The 14,073-nt window shown below is 70.7% G+C and carries 19 protein-coding genes; 13 read left to right on the top strand and 6 right to left on the bottom strand.

The window, feature by feature from the left end:
- The first annotated feature begins 13 nt into the window (after nt 1-13).
- The 8 genes from ACFY16_RS20335 to ACFY16_RS20370 are packed head-to-tail and all read left to right on the top strand — an operon-like array spanning nt 14 to nt 3,820.
- Nucleotides 14-571, top strand: coding sequence for a hypothetical protein (locus tag ACFY16_RS20335; RefSeq protein WP_390648522.1), 558 nt, complete (start codon nt 14-16; stop codon nt 569-571).
- 10 nt (nt 572-581) lie between these two features.
- Nucleotides 582-1,013, top strand: a complete 432-nt coding sequence (locus ACFY16_RS20340) for a hypothetical protein (RefSeq protein WP_390648523.1) — start codon at nt 582-584, stop codon at nt 1,011-1,013.
- 2 nt (nt 1,014-1,015) lie between these two features.
- Complete coding sequence (locus ACFY16_RS20345; protein ID WP_390648524.1) at nt 1,016-1,279, top strand: hypothetical protein; 264 nt, start codon at nt 1,016-1,018, stop codon at nt 1,277-1,279.
- Complete coding sequence (locus ACFY16_RS20350) at nt 1,279-1,659, top strand: hypothetical protein (RefSeq protein WP_390648525.1); 381 nt, start codon at nt 1,279-1,281, stop codon at nt 1,657-1,659. Before ACFY16_RS20345 ends, ACFY16_RS20350 begins: the two co-directional genes overlap by 1 nt.
- 13 nt (nt 1,660-1,672) lie before the next feature.
- Entirely contained in the window at nt 1,673-2,590 is a 918-nt protein-coding gene (locus tag ACFY16_RS20355; RefSeq protein WP_390648526.1) for an N-acetylmuramoyl-L-alanine amidase, read from the top strand.
- Between the two features lie 19 nt (nt 2,591-2,609).
- Nucleotides 2,610-2,867, top strand: a complete 258-nt coding sequence (locus tag ACFY16_RS20360; RefSeq protein ID WP_390648527.1) for a hypothetical protein — start codon at nt 2,610-2,612, stop codon at nt 2,865-2,867.
- A gap of 33 nt (nt 2,868-2,900) precedes the next feature.
- Nucleotides 2,901-3,167: a hypothetical protein gene (locus ACFY16_RS20365; RefSeq protein ID WP_390648528.1), complete on the top strand. Its 267-nt coding sequence runs from the start codon at nt 2,901-2,903 to the stop codon at nt 3,165-3,167.
- Nucleotides 3,164-3,820 carry a collagen-like protein gene (locus ACFY16_RS20370; protein WP_390648529.1) on the top strand — a complete coding sequence of 219 codons (657 nt, stop codon included), beginning with the start codon at nt 3,164-3,166 and terminating at the stop codon, nt 3,818-3,820. Before ACFY16_RS20365 ends, ACFY16_RS20370 begins: the two co-directional genes overlap by 4 nt.
- A 51-nt stretch (nt 3,821-3,871) precedes the next feature.
- On the opposite strand, the gene ACFY16_RS20375 is transcribed toward ACFY16_RS20370, so the two are convergent.
- On the bottom strand, nt 3,872-4,006 hold the full coding sequence (locus ACFY16_RS20375; RefSeq protein ID WP_390648530.1) for a hypothetical protein: 135 nt from the start codon (nt 4,004-4,006) through the stop codon (nt 3,872-3,874).
- 109 nt (nt 4,007-4,115) lie between these two features.
- Here ACFY16_RS20375 and ACFY16_RS20380 point away from each other — a divergent pair, with 109 nt between their 5' ends.
- On the top strand, nt 4,116-4,778 hold the full coding sequence (locus ACFY16_RS20380) for an HAD family hydrolase (RefSeq protein WP_390648531.1): 663 nt from the start codon (nt 4,116-4,118) through the stop codon (nt 4,776-4,778).
- Here ACFY16_RS20380 and ACFY16_RS20385 read toward each other — a convergent pair.
- Nucleotides 4,759-5,994, bottom strand: a complete 1,236-nt coding sequence (locus ACFY16_RS20385; RefSeq protein WP_390648532.1) for a helix-turn-helix domain-containing protein — start codon at nt 5,992-5,994, stop codon at nt 4,759-4,761. The two genes, ACFY16_RS20380 and ACFY16_RS20385, sit on opposite strands and share 20 nt — an antisense overlap.
- A gap of 191 nt (nt 5,995-6,185) precedes the next feature.
- Here ACFY16_RS20385 and ACFY16_RS20390 point away from each other — a divergent pair, with 191 nt between their 5' ends.
- Nucleotides 6,186-6,575 carry a hypothetical protein gene (locus tag ACFY16_RS20390; protein WP_390648533.1) on the top strand — a complete coding sequence of 130 codons (390 nt, stop codon included), beginning with the start codon at nt 6,186-6,188 and terminating at the stop codon, nt 6,573-6,575.
- Nucleotides 6,576-7,021: 446 nt separating this feature from the next.
- On the opposite strand, the gene ACFY16_RS20395 is transcribed toward ACFY16_RS20390, so the two are convergent.
- The 3 genes from ACFY16_RS20395 to ACFY16_RS20405 form a co-directional block, all read right to left on the bottom strand.
- Nucleotides 7,022-7,240 carry a helix-turn-helix domain-containing protein gene (locus tag ACFY16_RS20395; protein ID WP_390648534.1) on the bottom strand — a complete coding sequence of 73 codons (219 nt, stop codon included), beginning with the start codon at nt 7,238-7,240 and terminating at the stop codon, nt 7,022-7,024.
- A gap of 805 nt (nt 7,241-8,045) precedes the next feature.
- A complete protein-coding gene (locus ACFY16_RS20400; RefSeq protein WP_390648535.1) occupies nt 8,046-8,240 on the bottom strand; it encodes a hypothetical protein in 195 nt (64 codons plus the stop codon).
- 114 nt (nt 8,241-8,354) lie between these two features.
- Complete coding sequence (locus ACFY16_RS20405) at nt 8,355-9,308, bottom strand: ROK family protein (protein ID WP_390648536.1); 954 nt, start codon at nt 9,306-9,308, stop codon at nt 8,355-8,357.
- Between the two features lie 167 nt (nt 9,309-9,475).
- On the opposite strand from ACFY16_RS20405, the gene ACFY16_RS20410 reads away from it, so the two are divergent.
- Both ACFY16_RS20410 and ACFY16_RS20415 read left to right on the top strand, forming a co-directional pair.
- A complete protein-coding gene (locus ACFY16_RS20410; RefSeq protein ID WP_390648537.1) occupies nt 9,476-10,540 on the top strand; it encodes a LacI family DNA-binding transcriptional regulator in 1,065 nt (354 codons plus the stop codon).
- Between the two features lie 7 nt (nt 10,541-10,547).
- On the top strand, nt 10,548-11,342 hold the full coding sequence (locus tag ACFY16_RS20415; protein ID WP_390648538.1) for a hypothetical protein: 795 nt from the start codon (nt 10,548-10,550) through the stop codon (nt 11,340-11,342).
- A 316-nt stretch (nt 11,343-11,658) separates the two neighbouring features.
- On the opposite strand, the gene ACFY16_RS20420 is transcribed toward ACFY16_RS20415, so the two are convergent.
- Nucleotides 11,659-12,963, bottom strand: coding sequence for a DUF6986 family protein (locus tag ACFY16_RS20420; RefSeq protein WP_390648539.1), 1,305 nt, complete (start codon nt 12,961-12,963; stop codon nt 11,659-11,661).
- A 182-nt stretch (nt 12,964-13,145) separates the two neighbouring features.
- Here ACFY16_RS20420 and ACFY16_RS20425 point away from each other — a divergent pair, with 182 nt between their 5' ends.
- Nucleotides 13,146-14,060, top strand: a complete 915-nt coding sequence (locus ACFY16_RS20425) for an endonuclease/exonuclease/phosphatase family protein (RefSeq protein WP_390648540.1) — start codon at nt 13,146-13,148, stop codon at nt 14,058-14,060.
- Nucleotides 14,061-14,073: the final 13 nt, after the last annotated feature.

The raw sequence follows: 14,073 nt of genomic DNA on the forward strand, positions 1-14,073 counted from the left end.
GGGGTGATGGATCATGGGTGAGTCGTATCCGGCGTTCCTCGCCGGGCAGCGGATCACCGCATCGATGCTCGCATCCGCGCAGCCAGTGGTTGCACGCAAGACGGCGGATACCGCGCGGGCCGCGGTGGCGACGGTGAGCCCAGACCCGCACCTTCAGTTCGATGTTGTCGCGGGCGGCGTGTACACGATGGACGGCTGGATCAAGTACGACGGGCCGACGGCCGCTGACCTGCTGCTGGACTTCTCCGCGCCGTCGGGGACCGAGGGCGAGTGGCTGGGCTGGGGTGTCGGCCACAGCCCGATCATCTCCTTCAGCACGGGCGCGGCGATCGTGACGGACTCACAGCAGTCCCGCGGCTACCCGGTCCGCGTCGAAGCGAATGACGTGACCTCAGCAAAGTCGTTCGGCTGCCTGGGTGTTGGGGCCGCGCTCACGATGGTCCTCATGTCGACGGTCCGCGTCGGCCCGGTCGGCGGCGTGTACTCCCTGGACTGGTCCCAGCAGACGTCCGACGCATCCCCCGTGACCTTGTTCACCGACTCGTGGCTGCGCCTGCAGCGGATTGCCTGAGGAGGCATCGATGGCTTTTCTCGCAGGGGAGCGGGTGACCGCAGCCCGCCTCAACCGACTCCAGCCCAAGACATACCGGGCCGCCGCCACGGGCCTACTGAACGGCCCGCAGACAGCGGCGGATGTGCCGGGCGCCACGGTCACGTTTACGACCGAGGCCGCGAACGCGGTGTATGTGGTGGACGCGTGGTTCGACTACGACTTGAGCGGCTCCACGACGCTCCTTGGTTCGGGAAACATCCACGTGGACGGCGTGATCCAGGCCGAGTACGCGGTGTTCCAAGCGAACGTCGTCAACGACCGGAGCTCCGTGGGCCACACCTACCGCGGAACGCTCGCCACGGCGGGCTCGCACACGATCAAGCTTGTGGGGTCACCCGTCGCAAACCAGACGATCAACACCTATTCGAGCGTCACTATCACGATCTACGAGGTGGTTTGATCATGACGTATCCCCTTGAGGTTCCGACACGACTCCCCCTTCACGACTTTGGGATATCCCTCTCGAACGGGAACAACTTCGGCGTTCGCGTGTACGTCAGCCAGGTGTCCCAAGCCCTGGGCGATGTCGACAATCCGCACGAGGCAGGCCTCGTTGAGGTCGTTCTTGACTACCTGAAGGCGATCCCCGCGGTCTCCCAGATCAATCACATGGCCCTCGCGGCGCCGGTCCAAACCGTGACCACCATCAACCTCCCGGAGGCCTGATGACGCCGCACGTGCTGGTGACGGAGGCCGGGGCGCGGCTGGCAGTGATCGCGGGCACGATCCGCAACACCGGCTCCGGCTGGCAGCTGCTCGACGACGACGCGCACGAACCGTCCGGGATCACCGGGGTGACGGAGCAGGCGGGCTACATCGAACTCCAGCACGCCGTGGGCGCGGCCCAGGTGGTCGCGCTCACCGTGACTGTGGATGAGACCTACGCCAAGTCGGGGCTGCGGTGCGGGGCGAGCGTGGGCCTGGACCACTCCTTCATCTACCTGTACTCCGGCGCCGCCGGGTCGGCCGCCCTCAACCCGGCCACCGTGTCGGCGGCGAACGGCAACCTCTGGGTGCTGGGCTACCTCGCGTTGGCCACCCCCTGACAGAAGGAACGCTATGGCGACACCACTGACGGCCGCGCAGATGCTCGCCGCGCTGAGGGGCGAGGGCCTCACGGTGCACGAGCACACGGGCTGGACCACCCACAACCGCGACTCGGCGACCGGCAAGACGTTCGGCCCGGTGGTCGGCGTGCTCATCCACCACACCGCCGGGCACGGCGACAAGGAACTCTGCTACAACGGCAGATCGGGTCTGCCGGGCCCGCTGTGTCACGCGTGGCTGGGGAAGACAGCCGGTCTGTGGATGATCGGCCACGGCCGCGCCAACCACGCAGGACTCGTCGACGGGGACGTCGTGCGGGCGCTGATGGCCGAGACCGCACTGCCCCACGACGACCACGCGGACACCGACGGCAACGACTGCCTTTACGGCCTGGAGATCGAAAACCTCGGCGACGGCCATGACCCGTACCCGGCCGAGCAGTACCGGGCCGCGGTGCTGTGGGCAGCCGCCCTGTGCCGGGCACACGGCTGGTCCGAGAAGTCGGTGGCCGGGCACAAGGAAGTCCAGCCGGGCAAGATCGACCCGTCGTACGACATGGATGTCTTCCGCGCCGACGTGCGCGCGCAGCTGGCGAAGACCGTCGGGACGAAGACCGCGCCGGCGCCGACCCCGAGCAAGCCCCGCGTGGACCTGTCCCGTCTGGTGGCCGCGTCGCGAACGGACCCCGGGGCGAGGCAGGGCCACGTGACGTACATGGCTGGCACGAACCTGGTCGAGGCCGCGCTCGTCGCGGAGGGCCTGCTCGGCAAAAAGTACGCGGGCGACGGCAGCTTCGGCGAGCTGACCCGCGACGCCTACGCCCGCTGGCAGCGAAAGCTCGGCTATTCGGGCAGCGCAGCGGACGGCATACCCGGCAAGACCTCACTCAAGAAACTCGGCGCGAAGCACGGCTTCGACGTCGTCGCCTGAACCAAAAGGAGAACTGACCATGTCTGAGATCAGCCTGCCCGACACGGAGACCGTCCTGAAGACGGCCGGGGCCTACGGCCGCGACCTGCTGGAGCGCGTCCTCGTGACGTTCCTTCAGGCGTTCATCGGCGGCATCGCCATCACCCAGCCCCTCGACGGCAGCATGTGGTACGCCGCCGGAGCGGGCGGTGTCGGCGCCGTCCTCGCCCTGGCGAAGGGCCTGTTCGCGAGACTGCGCGGGGTGACGAATTCGGCGTCGCTCGCCAAGGGCGTCTGAACTGCCCCGTGAGCGCGTCGGGAAGGTGGTGGCGTGGACGCGGCCATGGTCACAGCGATCGGCGCGCTGATCGCCGGACCCGTGGCCGCGGCGGCCGCCATGTACGGCAACCGCGGCGCGACCAGGGCGGCCAGGGAGGCCAGCGCGGTGACGGGATACGACAGCCTGACGCAACGCCTGGTGGCCGAGCGGGACAAGGCGGAGGTCGACCAAGCGAAGGCAGAGCAGCGGGTCGACGATCTCGAACTGGAGGTCGCGCGGCTCCGGCTGCTGGTGAGGGAGCTCGGGGGGACGCCATGACGCGGACCGAGCTGGTGCTGTACCGCTCCCGCTATCTGCTTTGGACGACGGCCGCGCTGCTCATCCTCGGCGGAGGCGTGGCCCTGAGCCTGCTCCTGATTCATCGCGAGGCCGACGCACGGCACGAGCTGGCGACCGAGGCGAACCTGCGAGGTACGGCCGTATCGACCCTCGCCAGTGACGTGCGCGCACTGCGGGCGCAGGTACAGGCGAAGGGCGAAACGCCAGTCGCGCCCGATCCAACAAAGGCGGTGGAGGACCTTCCTGCACGGGCGGAGGTTCCGGTGCCGATCCCGGGCCCGCCTGGCCCGTCGGGCAGTCCGGGATCGTCGGGACCGCCCGGTAAGGACGGCGCGACTGGAAGCCCGGGACCGTCCGGCGAGCCCGGTGCGGTCGGCCCGTCCGGGCCTGCCGGCCCTCAGGGCGAGCAGGGACCCGCTGGCCCGGCGGGGCAGGACGGCCAGGACGGGGCCGACGGGCGGGACGGCGAGGATGGGCAGGCCTGCCCGGACGGCTATTCGCTGCAGGCTCCGTCGTGGGATCCGAACGCTCTGGTGTGCCGGGAGGATGGTGCGCCGGATCCGGAGCCGTCGGACAGGCAGGGCCGGTCGCTGCTGTTGGCGTTGGATCCGCGGCGGACTCAGTACGTATAGGTGTGGCCCCCGCTGCCTTCGGGCGGCGGGGGCCACTTCGTGCGTCCTGGCTCAGGCGGCGGTGGTCATCTCCGCCTGCTCGGCCGCCACCCACTCATCCACCAACAACTGATACAAGGCCTGCTCCGCCGTCGTCCACTGCCTGCCCCGGGCACGCCACACAATGGCCCTGATCGCCTCGTTCACGACCGCAGCAGGACGCACGACGCCAGAGGCAGAAGGGGACGGGGGCATGCCCTCAAGGGTAGGGGGAGTACCCACACGCGTCCCCTGTCTGGCTGGGTACGCTGCCCACATGATTCGCGCTGTGATCTTCGATGTTGGCGAGTGCCTCGTGGACGAGACGACCGAGTACAGCACCTGGGCCAACTGGCTCGGCGTGCCCCGCCACACCTTCCACGCTATGTTCGGCGCGGTCATCGCCCAAGGCCGCGACTACCGCGAGACCTTCCAGGAGTTCCAGCCCGGCTTCGACCTGTACGCCGAGCGAGAGCGACGCGCCGAGGCCGGCAAGCCAGAGACCTTCGGCGAGCAGGACCTCTACCCGGACGTCCGCGACGCGCTCGCCGCCCTGAGCGCGGACGGAATGTGGCTGGGCATCGCAGGAAACCAGACCGTGCGCGCCGGCCGGATCCTGCGCGAACTGTTCTCTACCGACGTGGACCTGATCGGCACCTCTGACGACTGGGGCGCCAGCAAGCCGGACCCGGCGTTCTTTCGCCGTGTCGCCGAGGTCGTCCCGGCCGAAGCCGACGAGATTCTGTACGTCGGCGACCGCCTCGACAACGACATCCGCCCGGCCGTCGCCGCAGGGATGCACACAGCGCTCATCCGCCGGGGACCGTGGGCGACGATCCAGTGGCACAGCGAGGAAGCGGAGAAGCTCCCGACCTTCAGGGTCGAGAGCCTCCTCGAACTGCCCGGTCTGATCCGTGACTTCAACGAGCGAGCGCGCTGACCGTCGTCGACCACCCGTACAGCCGGTCATCCAGCTCCCGCACGCACCGTTCGTGCTGGTGCGGCACCAACGCGCGCCGCACCTCACGGACCCGGTCCATGCCCATTGCGTACCAGGTGCGCTCCAGTTGGTCGAGGGCGCGCACGGCGTAACCGCATGCCGCCTCAGGCTCGCCAGCCGCTGCCTCAACGGCGGCCAGATCGCCGAGGACGACCGTCCGCTGCTTCTCCTCGCTTGGCTCGAGAGCATCGAGGACCTCGAGGAGCGTCTCGCGGGCCTGCGGCAGGTGCCCTGCCTTCAACTGGGTGTTGCCCTTGAAGGCGGCGAGCCGGACCAGGGAGAACCAGTCGAGCCACTCGGGACACTCAGGTGAGCCGTACTCGCTGCCCTCGGCAATCACGTCCTCGGCATGCTGGATAAGGTGCAGTGCTGTCCGCGTGTGACCGCAGCGGGTTTCGCATTCGGCCTCGACAGCGTCCAGCCACGCCAGCAGCTCCACCGAGGCCGGCCCGCGCCGGGCATAGGTCCGCGCGGCCACCATCCGCTCGACGGCGGCGTCCCGGTCGCCCGCCCAGCCTGGGATGAACGCGGTGTGTGCCAGGACTGCAGCACCCAGCAGCGGGTCGTCGGCCTCGCCGGCAGCCTGAAGCGCACGGAGGAGAGTCTGCTGGGCGCGGGCGGCGTCGCGCAGGTCGAAGAACTCGATACGCCCGGCGAGCAGCCACGTCTCGGCGAGGGCCGCCGCGGTCCGCTGCCGCGTCTGCCCGGCCGTCTCCGGCAGCAGCGCGCAGCCGAGGGTGGCGTGCGATAGGGCGGCCGGGTGCAGGGTCGCGGGAGCGACAGACCAGTACAGCCGTCGGTGCGAGCGCGTGACATTCTCGAAGTCGGCGGCAACCGAGGCAGGCTGCACTGCGACGGCCTGCGTCGGCACAGCGGCAAGGCCGACAGCGGCAGCTGTGGCCGCAAGGACGGTACGGCGGCCGCGGTCGACCTGGGCGCCGCCCGGTGGGGGAAATCCCAACGATTCGAGGTCCTGGCCGAGGATGCGTGTGAGAGCCTGTCCCACCTCGGGTTGTGGCCACGGCGGCGTGTCCGACTCCCATCGTCGCACCTGTCGCACACCGACACCGAGCGCGTCCGCGAGGGCCTGCTGCGAGTGGTAACCGGCGGCCACGCGGGCGGACTTGAGGCGGGTGTTCCCTGGGGGTCGTACCACTGGTGCACCTCCGTTTTGAGCGCTGCGGCAAGTGTCGCCGTAAGCCCTCGTCTTGGCCACCCGTCACCCCAAGGCACCAACGAAAGTCCCATTCTCGGCAGCGAAAAGACCTCTCGAAGTCCTCGGCATGGGGCGTCAAGCGGACGACCCTTGTACGCATCCGATCACCCCTGGTGCCAAGGAGTGCCGCTATGCCGACCACCCGCTTACCGTCCGCCGCAGGGTGCGCCCTGCACGACGCAGGGCAGGACTGGGACGCCATCCGGGTCCCCCGCAGCGTCGGCCTTGCCTCGATGGTCATCCTCGGTACTCGCTGCGGCGCAGTCGTCGAGGACCCGGTGGGCATGGCGGTGTACTTCTTCACCCCGGTCGGCACAGCCCGCGAGTGGGACGTGCAGAACACCCGCCCACTCGGCGCCGGATCCTCGGTGACAATCCCCCCGGTAAGGCGCACGGAGGGCCCGGGCCCGCACTGGCGTATGTGCCCGGGCGAGGACGGATGGCTGACCGATCCGGCCGCGCTGGCCGCGGCGATCGGCGACGCGTTCGGGCCGCCGCTGGGCGAGGAGCGAGCGGGATGAGCGCCGCGGAGAAGATGCGCCACCTCGCCAACCAGGTGCAGGTCCGCTACCAGGCGTTGATGGATCACTGCCTCAGGTGCGAGTGCTGTCGGTCGGATACGAAGCAGGCCTGTCCGGAGGCCGTGATCCTGAGGCGAGCGTGGTCGGATGCGCGAAGGAGGTCAGCGACATGAAGACCTGCGACCGCTGCGGGCAGCCGATCCGGCCGTATGAGGCGTCGGACGAGATCATCACTGACTCCATCTCGGGCGCCCGACCGAACACGATCCGGCACGTGTTCCGGTGTCCGCCGAAACCGCGATTGCAGTCGGCGCCGATATCCCGCTGATCCCCTCACCCTGCTGCCGTTGCCGACGGCGGGGTGAGGATGCGGCCGCCTCGCCGACGTCCTAATGGCGGCCGCGGGCCCGTCGCCGGGCTCCCCTTGACTCCCGGCGGCGGGCCTCTTATCGGACGAGGTCGGCGAGCTCCACGTCGAGGGCGTCGGCGAGGAGGAGCAGGTCGGTGATGCTCATGTTCGTGGCCGCGGTTTCCCACCGGTGGATGGTCTTGTGGTCGCGGCCGACGTGTTCGCCGAGCTCTTCCTGAGAGAGGCGGAGTTCGCGGCGTCGGGTGCGGATGCGTTCCCCGATGACCCGGCGGTGGGTGAGTACCCAGTCGGGCATGGGGTCGAGTGGCACCCGTCCACGCTGGATGGATCTTGCTGGGAAGTCTTTACCATCGCTGGTAAATCTCCGAGCATGGGGAAGTCTCGTTAGATATATGCACCCGCCACCAAACAGCGTGTAGCCAGAACCGACCTCGGTGTGATCAGATGGGCATATGCGAATCGCACATGCGTTCGCATGATCCTTGCTAACCGAATAGCCACCCCCCACAACAGCCCGGCGCGGTCCCTGAATTGCCAGCGCCGGAACCCCGCCCGCCTGCCGTGAGTACCCCCTCGTCGACAGGCGGGCGGTTCCACCTATCCCATTGACTACGAGTCAAAACTCCCTCGATTGGGGGAATGCCCTGTAGGCGATCATCGCGTTAGATGTATCGGCCAGGGTGGGGCACAGTCATCCCTCCCTGGGTGGCAGCCTCACCCTGGTCTCCCAAAGAACGGCCCCCGGCATGCGTACCGCCGGGGGCCGTTCCGTATCCCATGGGAGATGGATGGGAGAAAGATCTTGTGCACTCAGGCGAACTCAGACGAACTCACGCCGACTGAGACGAACCCGCCTCACGCCAACCTCGCAGGTAACCCGCTGACCTGCACCTACGCGGGAAACACAATTGATCCAGACGATCACGGTTCCCCCTCTTCTGTTGGCCCCCTGTGGCTTGCCCGCTCCACCCTGCCTCGGAAACCAGCCCCAGTTGAGGGTGCGTGTACTGAGGCGCCGGCGCCCCTGGATCGGGGCACCGGCGCCGTATGCCGAAGCCGGGCTGATCCGAGAGACAGGCCCTGCCGGCCTGCCGCGGTCCTCAGTCGCTCTGCCCCAGGGCGCCCTGGTCGGCATCCAGGCTGCCGCCGGCGGCGGTGTGGTCGGGGGTGCTGACGCTGTCCTTCGTGGTCGGTTCACCGAGGTCATCGGCGCCCGCCCCGTGGGACGGGGTGATCGCGGCGACCACGAATCCGGTGGCGAGGGAGGCGAGGGCAAGCATGCTGCGCTTCTTCATGCCCCGCTCAACTACGCAAAGGGGTACGGGGTCACGCCCGTGCCTCGGACAGCGCGCCCGGGGACCGCCGCGCGAAGCCGGCTGCCCCGCGTCGACATTCCTGCGACCAGCGCCTCAGACGCCCGCCGTCGTCGTGCCCGCCATCCCCGCGAGGGCGGCCGCGGCCGCTCCCACCAGACCGGCGTCCGTGCCCATCTGGGCCGGCGCCACGGTCAGGCGCTGGACGAAGGAGAGGGTCGCGTAGTCGCCGAGGGCCTTGCGCAGCGGTGCGAAGAGCACGTCTCCCGCCTTGCCCACTCCCCCGCCGACAACGGCGATGTCGATCTCCACGAGCGTCGCGGTGGCCGCGATTCCGGCGGCCAAGGCCTGCGCCGCCCGCTCGAAGGAGGCCACCGCGACCGGGTCTCCGGCCTGGGCGGCGGCGGCGACCGCGGCGGCGGAGGTGTTGCCGTCGGGGCCCGGACGCCAGCCGTTCTCCAGGGCTCGGCGGGCTATGTTGGGGCCGCTGGCTATGCGCTCCACGCACCCGCGCGCACCACACGGGCAGGGGTCGCCGTCCAGGTCCACGCTGATGTGGCCGATGTGCCCCGCGTTCCCGGTGGGGCCGGGGTGGAGCTGGCCGTTGAGGACCAGCCCGCCGCCGACGCCGGTGGAGACCACCATGCACAGCGCGTTGGCGTGACCACGGGCGGCGCCCTGCCAGTGCTCGGCCGCCGTGATCGCCACGCCGTCGCCGATGAGCTCGACGGGCAGGCCTGCGGCTGCGGCCCGGACTCGCTCGACGAGCGGGAAGTCGCGCCAGCCCGGCACGTTCACCGGGCTCACCGTGCCGGCGGAGGCGTCCACCGGGCCCGCGCTGCCGATCCCGATGGCCTGCGCGCGCCCCCACAGCGGCGCCGCGCGCAGCTCGCCGAGCACCTCCTCGACGGCCCGCATCACGGTGTCGCCGTCCTCCCGCGCGGGCGTCGGGCGCTGCGCGCGCACCAGGATCGTGCCGTGGCCGTCGACCAGCGCTCCGGCGATCTTGGTGCCGCCGATGTCGAGCGCTGCCACCAGGTCGGTGTGCATCAGTGTCGGATCTCCCCGTCAACCGTGGAAAGGGCTGGCCGGTCCAGCGGTGGGGGACGTGGGCCGGAGATTGCGGTGCACAGTCTCTCCCGCATCTGACAACGTTGTCCAGGCCCTATGCTCGAAGCCACATCCTCATACATGCCCGTGGACCGACGCATCCCCCCGTGGCCGACAGGACAGGACACCGCACCGTGCCCGACACGCCCCGCCGATCCGAGAACCGCTACGGCAACCGTCCGACCATGAAGGACGTGGCCGCACGAGCCGGGGTAGGACTGAAAACGGTCTCCCGTGTCGTCAACGGTGAGCAGGGCGTCACCCCGGAGACGGAGCGTCGCGTCCACGAGGCCATCGAGTCCCTGGGCTTCCGCCGCAACGACAGCGCGCGAGTGCTGCGCAAGGGCCGCACCGCGAGCATCGGCCTGGTCCTGGAGGACCTCGCCGACCCGTTCTACGGCCCCCTCAGCCGCTCGGTCGAGGAGGTGGCCCGCGCCCACGGCGCCCTGCTGATCAACGGCTCCAGCGCGGAGGACCCGGACCGCGAGCAGGAGCTGGCGCTCGCGCTGTGCGCGCGCCGGGTGGACGGGCTGGTCGTCATCCCGGCGGGCGACGACCACCGCTATCTGGAGCCGGAGATCAGAGCGGGCGTCGCGACGGTCTTCGTCGACCGGCCGGCCGGGAAGATCGACGCCGATGTCGTCCTGTCCGACAACTACGGTGGTGCCCGCGACGGCGTCGCCCACCTGATCGCCCACGGCCACCGCCGGATCGGCTTCATCGGCGACATGCCGCGTATCCACACGGCGGCCGAGCGGCTGCGCGGCTACCGGGCCGCCATGGAGGACGCGGGCATACCCGTGGAGGACTCCTGGATGTCCCTGGGCGTCACCGACCCGCAGCGGGTGCGCAAGGCGGCCGCGGACATGCTCTCCGGCCCCTCCCCCGTGACCGCGGTCTTCGCGGGCAACAACCGGGTGACCGTCACGGTGATCCGTGTCCTCGCCGAACAGACCCGCCGCGTGGCCCTCGTCGGCTTCGACGACATCGAGCTCGCCGACCTGCTCCATCCGGGCCTCACCGTCGTCGCCCAGGACGCGGCGGCCCTCGGCCGCACCGCCGCCGACCGGCTCTTCCGCCAGCTGGACGGCTCCCTGATCGTCCCGGAGCGCATAGAGCTGCCGACCCGTCTGATCACCCGCGGCTCGGGCGAACTGCCGCCGGCGGACTGAGCGGCCCGTGGACGACCGCACCCTGGAGGCCCTGGGCCTGGCCGAGGCACCGCGCGACCACCCGCTGAGCTATCCCGGCGCGTGGCCCGAGGCCTCGGGACTCCTCGTCGGCGACCGGCTGCTGCCGCTGGACCGCCTCACCCACGACGACCGCACCCCGGTGCTGGCTGTCGGCTCCAACGCCTGCCCGGGCCAACTCCGCCACAAGATGGCCGAGTTCGGGATCACTTCCCCCGTCCCGATGGTGCGGACGCGGGTCACGGGCATCGACGTCGGCGTCTCCGCGCACGTCAGCCGCCTGGGTTACATCTCCGCGTCACCGTTCGACGCGCCGGGCACCGTACGGGATTTGTTCGTCATCTGGCTGGACGCCGAGCAGCTCGCCGTCGTCGACGCGAGCGAAGGGGTGCCGCTGCCGGACGGCAACTTTCACCGCGCGTGGCTGCCTGGACCCGAGGTGCGGATCGAACTGGAGACGGGCGAGCCGCTCCCCGGCGCGTACGTCTACGTCAACCGCCACGGCGTTCTGCACAACGGCACGAATGCCCCGCGCCGGCATCCCGGCCAGCGTGAGCTGATCACCGAACTCCTGCTGGACTCGGCCCGATTGCGGAAGCTGTTCGGCGTCACCGCAGAGGACTTCTGCGCCCGGGCCCGCGCCGACGCCGCGCTCTGCGCGCGGGGCACGCGGCTGCTCGTGGAGGAGCAGCTGGTGACGGCGTCCGGTCTGGAAAGGTTCGTACGGCCGCAGCAGACCGGAGGTCCGGGAACGGAAGCGCCGTTGTCGCCGCCCTCGACGTAGACGTCGCCGACGTGGACGCCGGTGTGGCCGCCGCCGTCCACCACGCGTGGATCCACTCGCACGCCCCCTTGCCGCCACCGCGGCCATGTCGTGCACGGTGACGACTCCGGGGTGGCGCACCCGGGCCGCCACACGGGCGTCGCGCCGCATTCGCGGCCGACCGGTTCGGGCGCGTCGGCGTCGATGCGGGCGCGAAGTGCCCGGGCGGCGACCTGACGACCCAGGACCTCGTCGAGGCTCGCCTGACGATGCCCACGCCTGCGTCCTCGAGTCGGCCCGAGACCGGGTTCGGCGGCTGACGGCCGCGGCGGCCCCGCTACTTGGCGGATGCCGTCAGGCCGCCCTGCCTCGGCGCGGCGAAGCCCTCCAGGTCGGCGCGGGTCAGTCCGGTCGCGGCGGTCACCTCGGCGAGGTCCAGCGCGCCGCAGTCGAGGCCGCGCAGCAGGTAGCCGCTCAGGGCCTTGGCGGTCGCCGGCTCGTCCATGACGTCGCCGCCGGCACGGTTGGCGTAGCGGGCGAGCCGGGCCGCCGCCTGCTCGAAGCCCTCGCGGTAGAAGGCGAAGACGGCCGCGTACCGGGTGGGGATGTGGGCGGGGTGCATGTCCCAGCCCTGGTAGTAGGCGCGGGCCAGGGCGCGCCGGGTCAGGCCGTAGTGCAGCCGCCAGGCGTCGTGCACCTGCTGCGTCGGGCCGACCGGCAGGACGTTGGTGGAACCGTCCGAGACGCGTACGCCCGTGCCCGCCGCCGCGACCTGCATGACCGCCTTGGCGTGGTCGGCGACCGGGTGGTCGGCGGCCTGGTGGGCGGCGGAGACACCGAGGCAGGCGCTGTAGTCGAAGGTGCCGTAGTGCAGGCCGGTGGCACGGCCCTCGGCGGCCCGGATCATGCGGGCCACGGTGGCGGTGCCGTCGGCGGCGAGGATCGACTGGCTGGTCTCGATCTGGATCTCGAAGCCGATCCGGCCGGGCTCGAGGCCGCGCGCCTTCTCGAAGGCCTCCAGGAGCCGCACCATGGCGGTGACCTGCTCGGGGTACGTCACCTTGGGCAGGGTCAGCACGAGCCCGTCGGGCAGGCCGCCGGCCTCCATCAGGCCGGTGAGGAAGATGTCGAGGGTGCGGATGCCCCGGTCGCGCACGGCGGCCTCCATGCACTTCATGCGGATGCCCATGTAGGGGGCCGCCGTGCCGTTCCGGTACGCCTCGGCGATCAGCCGGGCCGCCCGGGCGGCCGCCTCGTCCTCCTCGGCGTCCGGGCGGGGGCCGTAGCCGTCCTCGAAGTCGACGCGCAGGTCCTCGATCGGCTCGCGCTCCAGCTTGGCGCGTACGCGCGCGTACACGGGCTCGGCGAGTTCGTCGCCGAGCCCGAGGACGGCGGCGAAGGAGGCCGCGTCGGGAGCGTGTTCGTCGAGGGCTGCCAGCGCCTGGTCGCCCCAGGAACGGATGGTGTCGGCCGCGAAGACGTCACCGGGGACGTAGACGGTGTGGACGGGCTGACGGGTGCCGGGGTCTCCCGGGTAGTTCCGCTCCAGTTCGGCGTCGACCGGCGCGAGGGAGGCGCTGATCTCCTCGCTGACCGCGCCCGCGAGACTCGTCGCCACCTTCTCCTGCTGGCCCTGACCCATCCCACACCCTCCTGTTTTCCGCTTTACGGAATCAACAATCCGTAGAATGAAGTTATCCGCCGATCTTCCCGCTGGTCAACACCCCGTCCACGCCCTGGTCCCTCGCGGTTCACCGCGCCCCGACACCCTCTTCCGCACAGGCGTTCCCCCCTCCATCCTGGCCCCCAAGGGGAGGGGAACACATGGCGAGCACCCAAGGGCCCACCCGGCGGGCGGGGCTGAGAACCCTCGTGGCCGCCGTGGCCGCCGTACCGCTGCTCGGCACGGTACGGGCCTCCGAGGCCCAGGACGAACGCCACACGCGCGTGCGGCCGTCGCCCGTCCCCCCGCTGGAGGTCATGACGTTCAACCTCCGCGTCGCCGGCACCAGCCGGCCCAACAGCTGGGCGGACCGCCGCCCCGTGATGCGCGCGCTCCTGCGCGGGGCGGCCCCGCACGTCATCGGCACCCAGGAGGGCCGGCTCCCTCAGTTGAGCGACATCGAGGCCGACCTCGGGCCGCACCACGCCTGGATCGGCACTGCCGGAGGCGGCCGCGAGGAGTCGGTGGCCGTCTTCTACGACACCCGTCGACTCACCCCGGTCGAGCACACCACCTTCCGGCTCTCCGACACCCCCGACGTGCCCGGCTCCAACACCTGGGGCGGCGCCTACCCCCGCCTGGTCACGCAGGTCCGCTTCCGCGACCTGCTCGACGCCGGACGGCAGTTCCACGTCCTCAACACCCACCTCGACCACAAGAGCGAGTACGCACGCGCGCGTGCCGCCACCCTCATCGCCGAGCGCATCACCGTCCTCGGCCGCTCCCTGCCGGTCCTGCTCACCGGCGACTTCAACGCCGTCGCCCACGACAGCCCGGCCTACGACACCCTGCTGGGCGCCGGTCTCGTCGACACATGGGTCACCGCGCGGCGGCGCGGCCCCGCCTACGGGACGTTCCACGGGTACGGGGCGCTGACGCCGGACGGTGACCGCATCGACTGGATCCTGGCGACGCCGGATGTCACGGTCCGCCAGGAGTCGGTCGACACGTTCCGGGTGAACGGCCAGTACCCGAGCGACCATCTGCCGGTGCTGGCCTCACTGAGCCTGGGATGAGGCGAGGCCCCCG

It is taken from the genome of Streptomyces sp. NPDC001315, from assembly GCF_042896175.1.
Classification (GTDB): Bacteria; Actinomycetota; Actinomycetes; order Streptomycetales; family Streptomycetaceae; genus Streptomyces.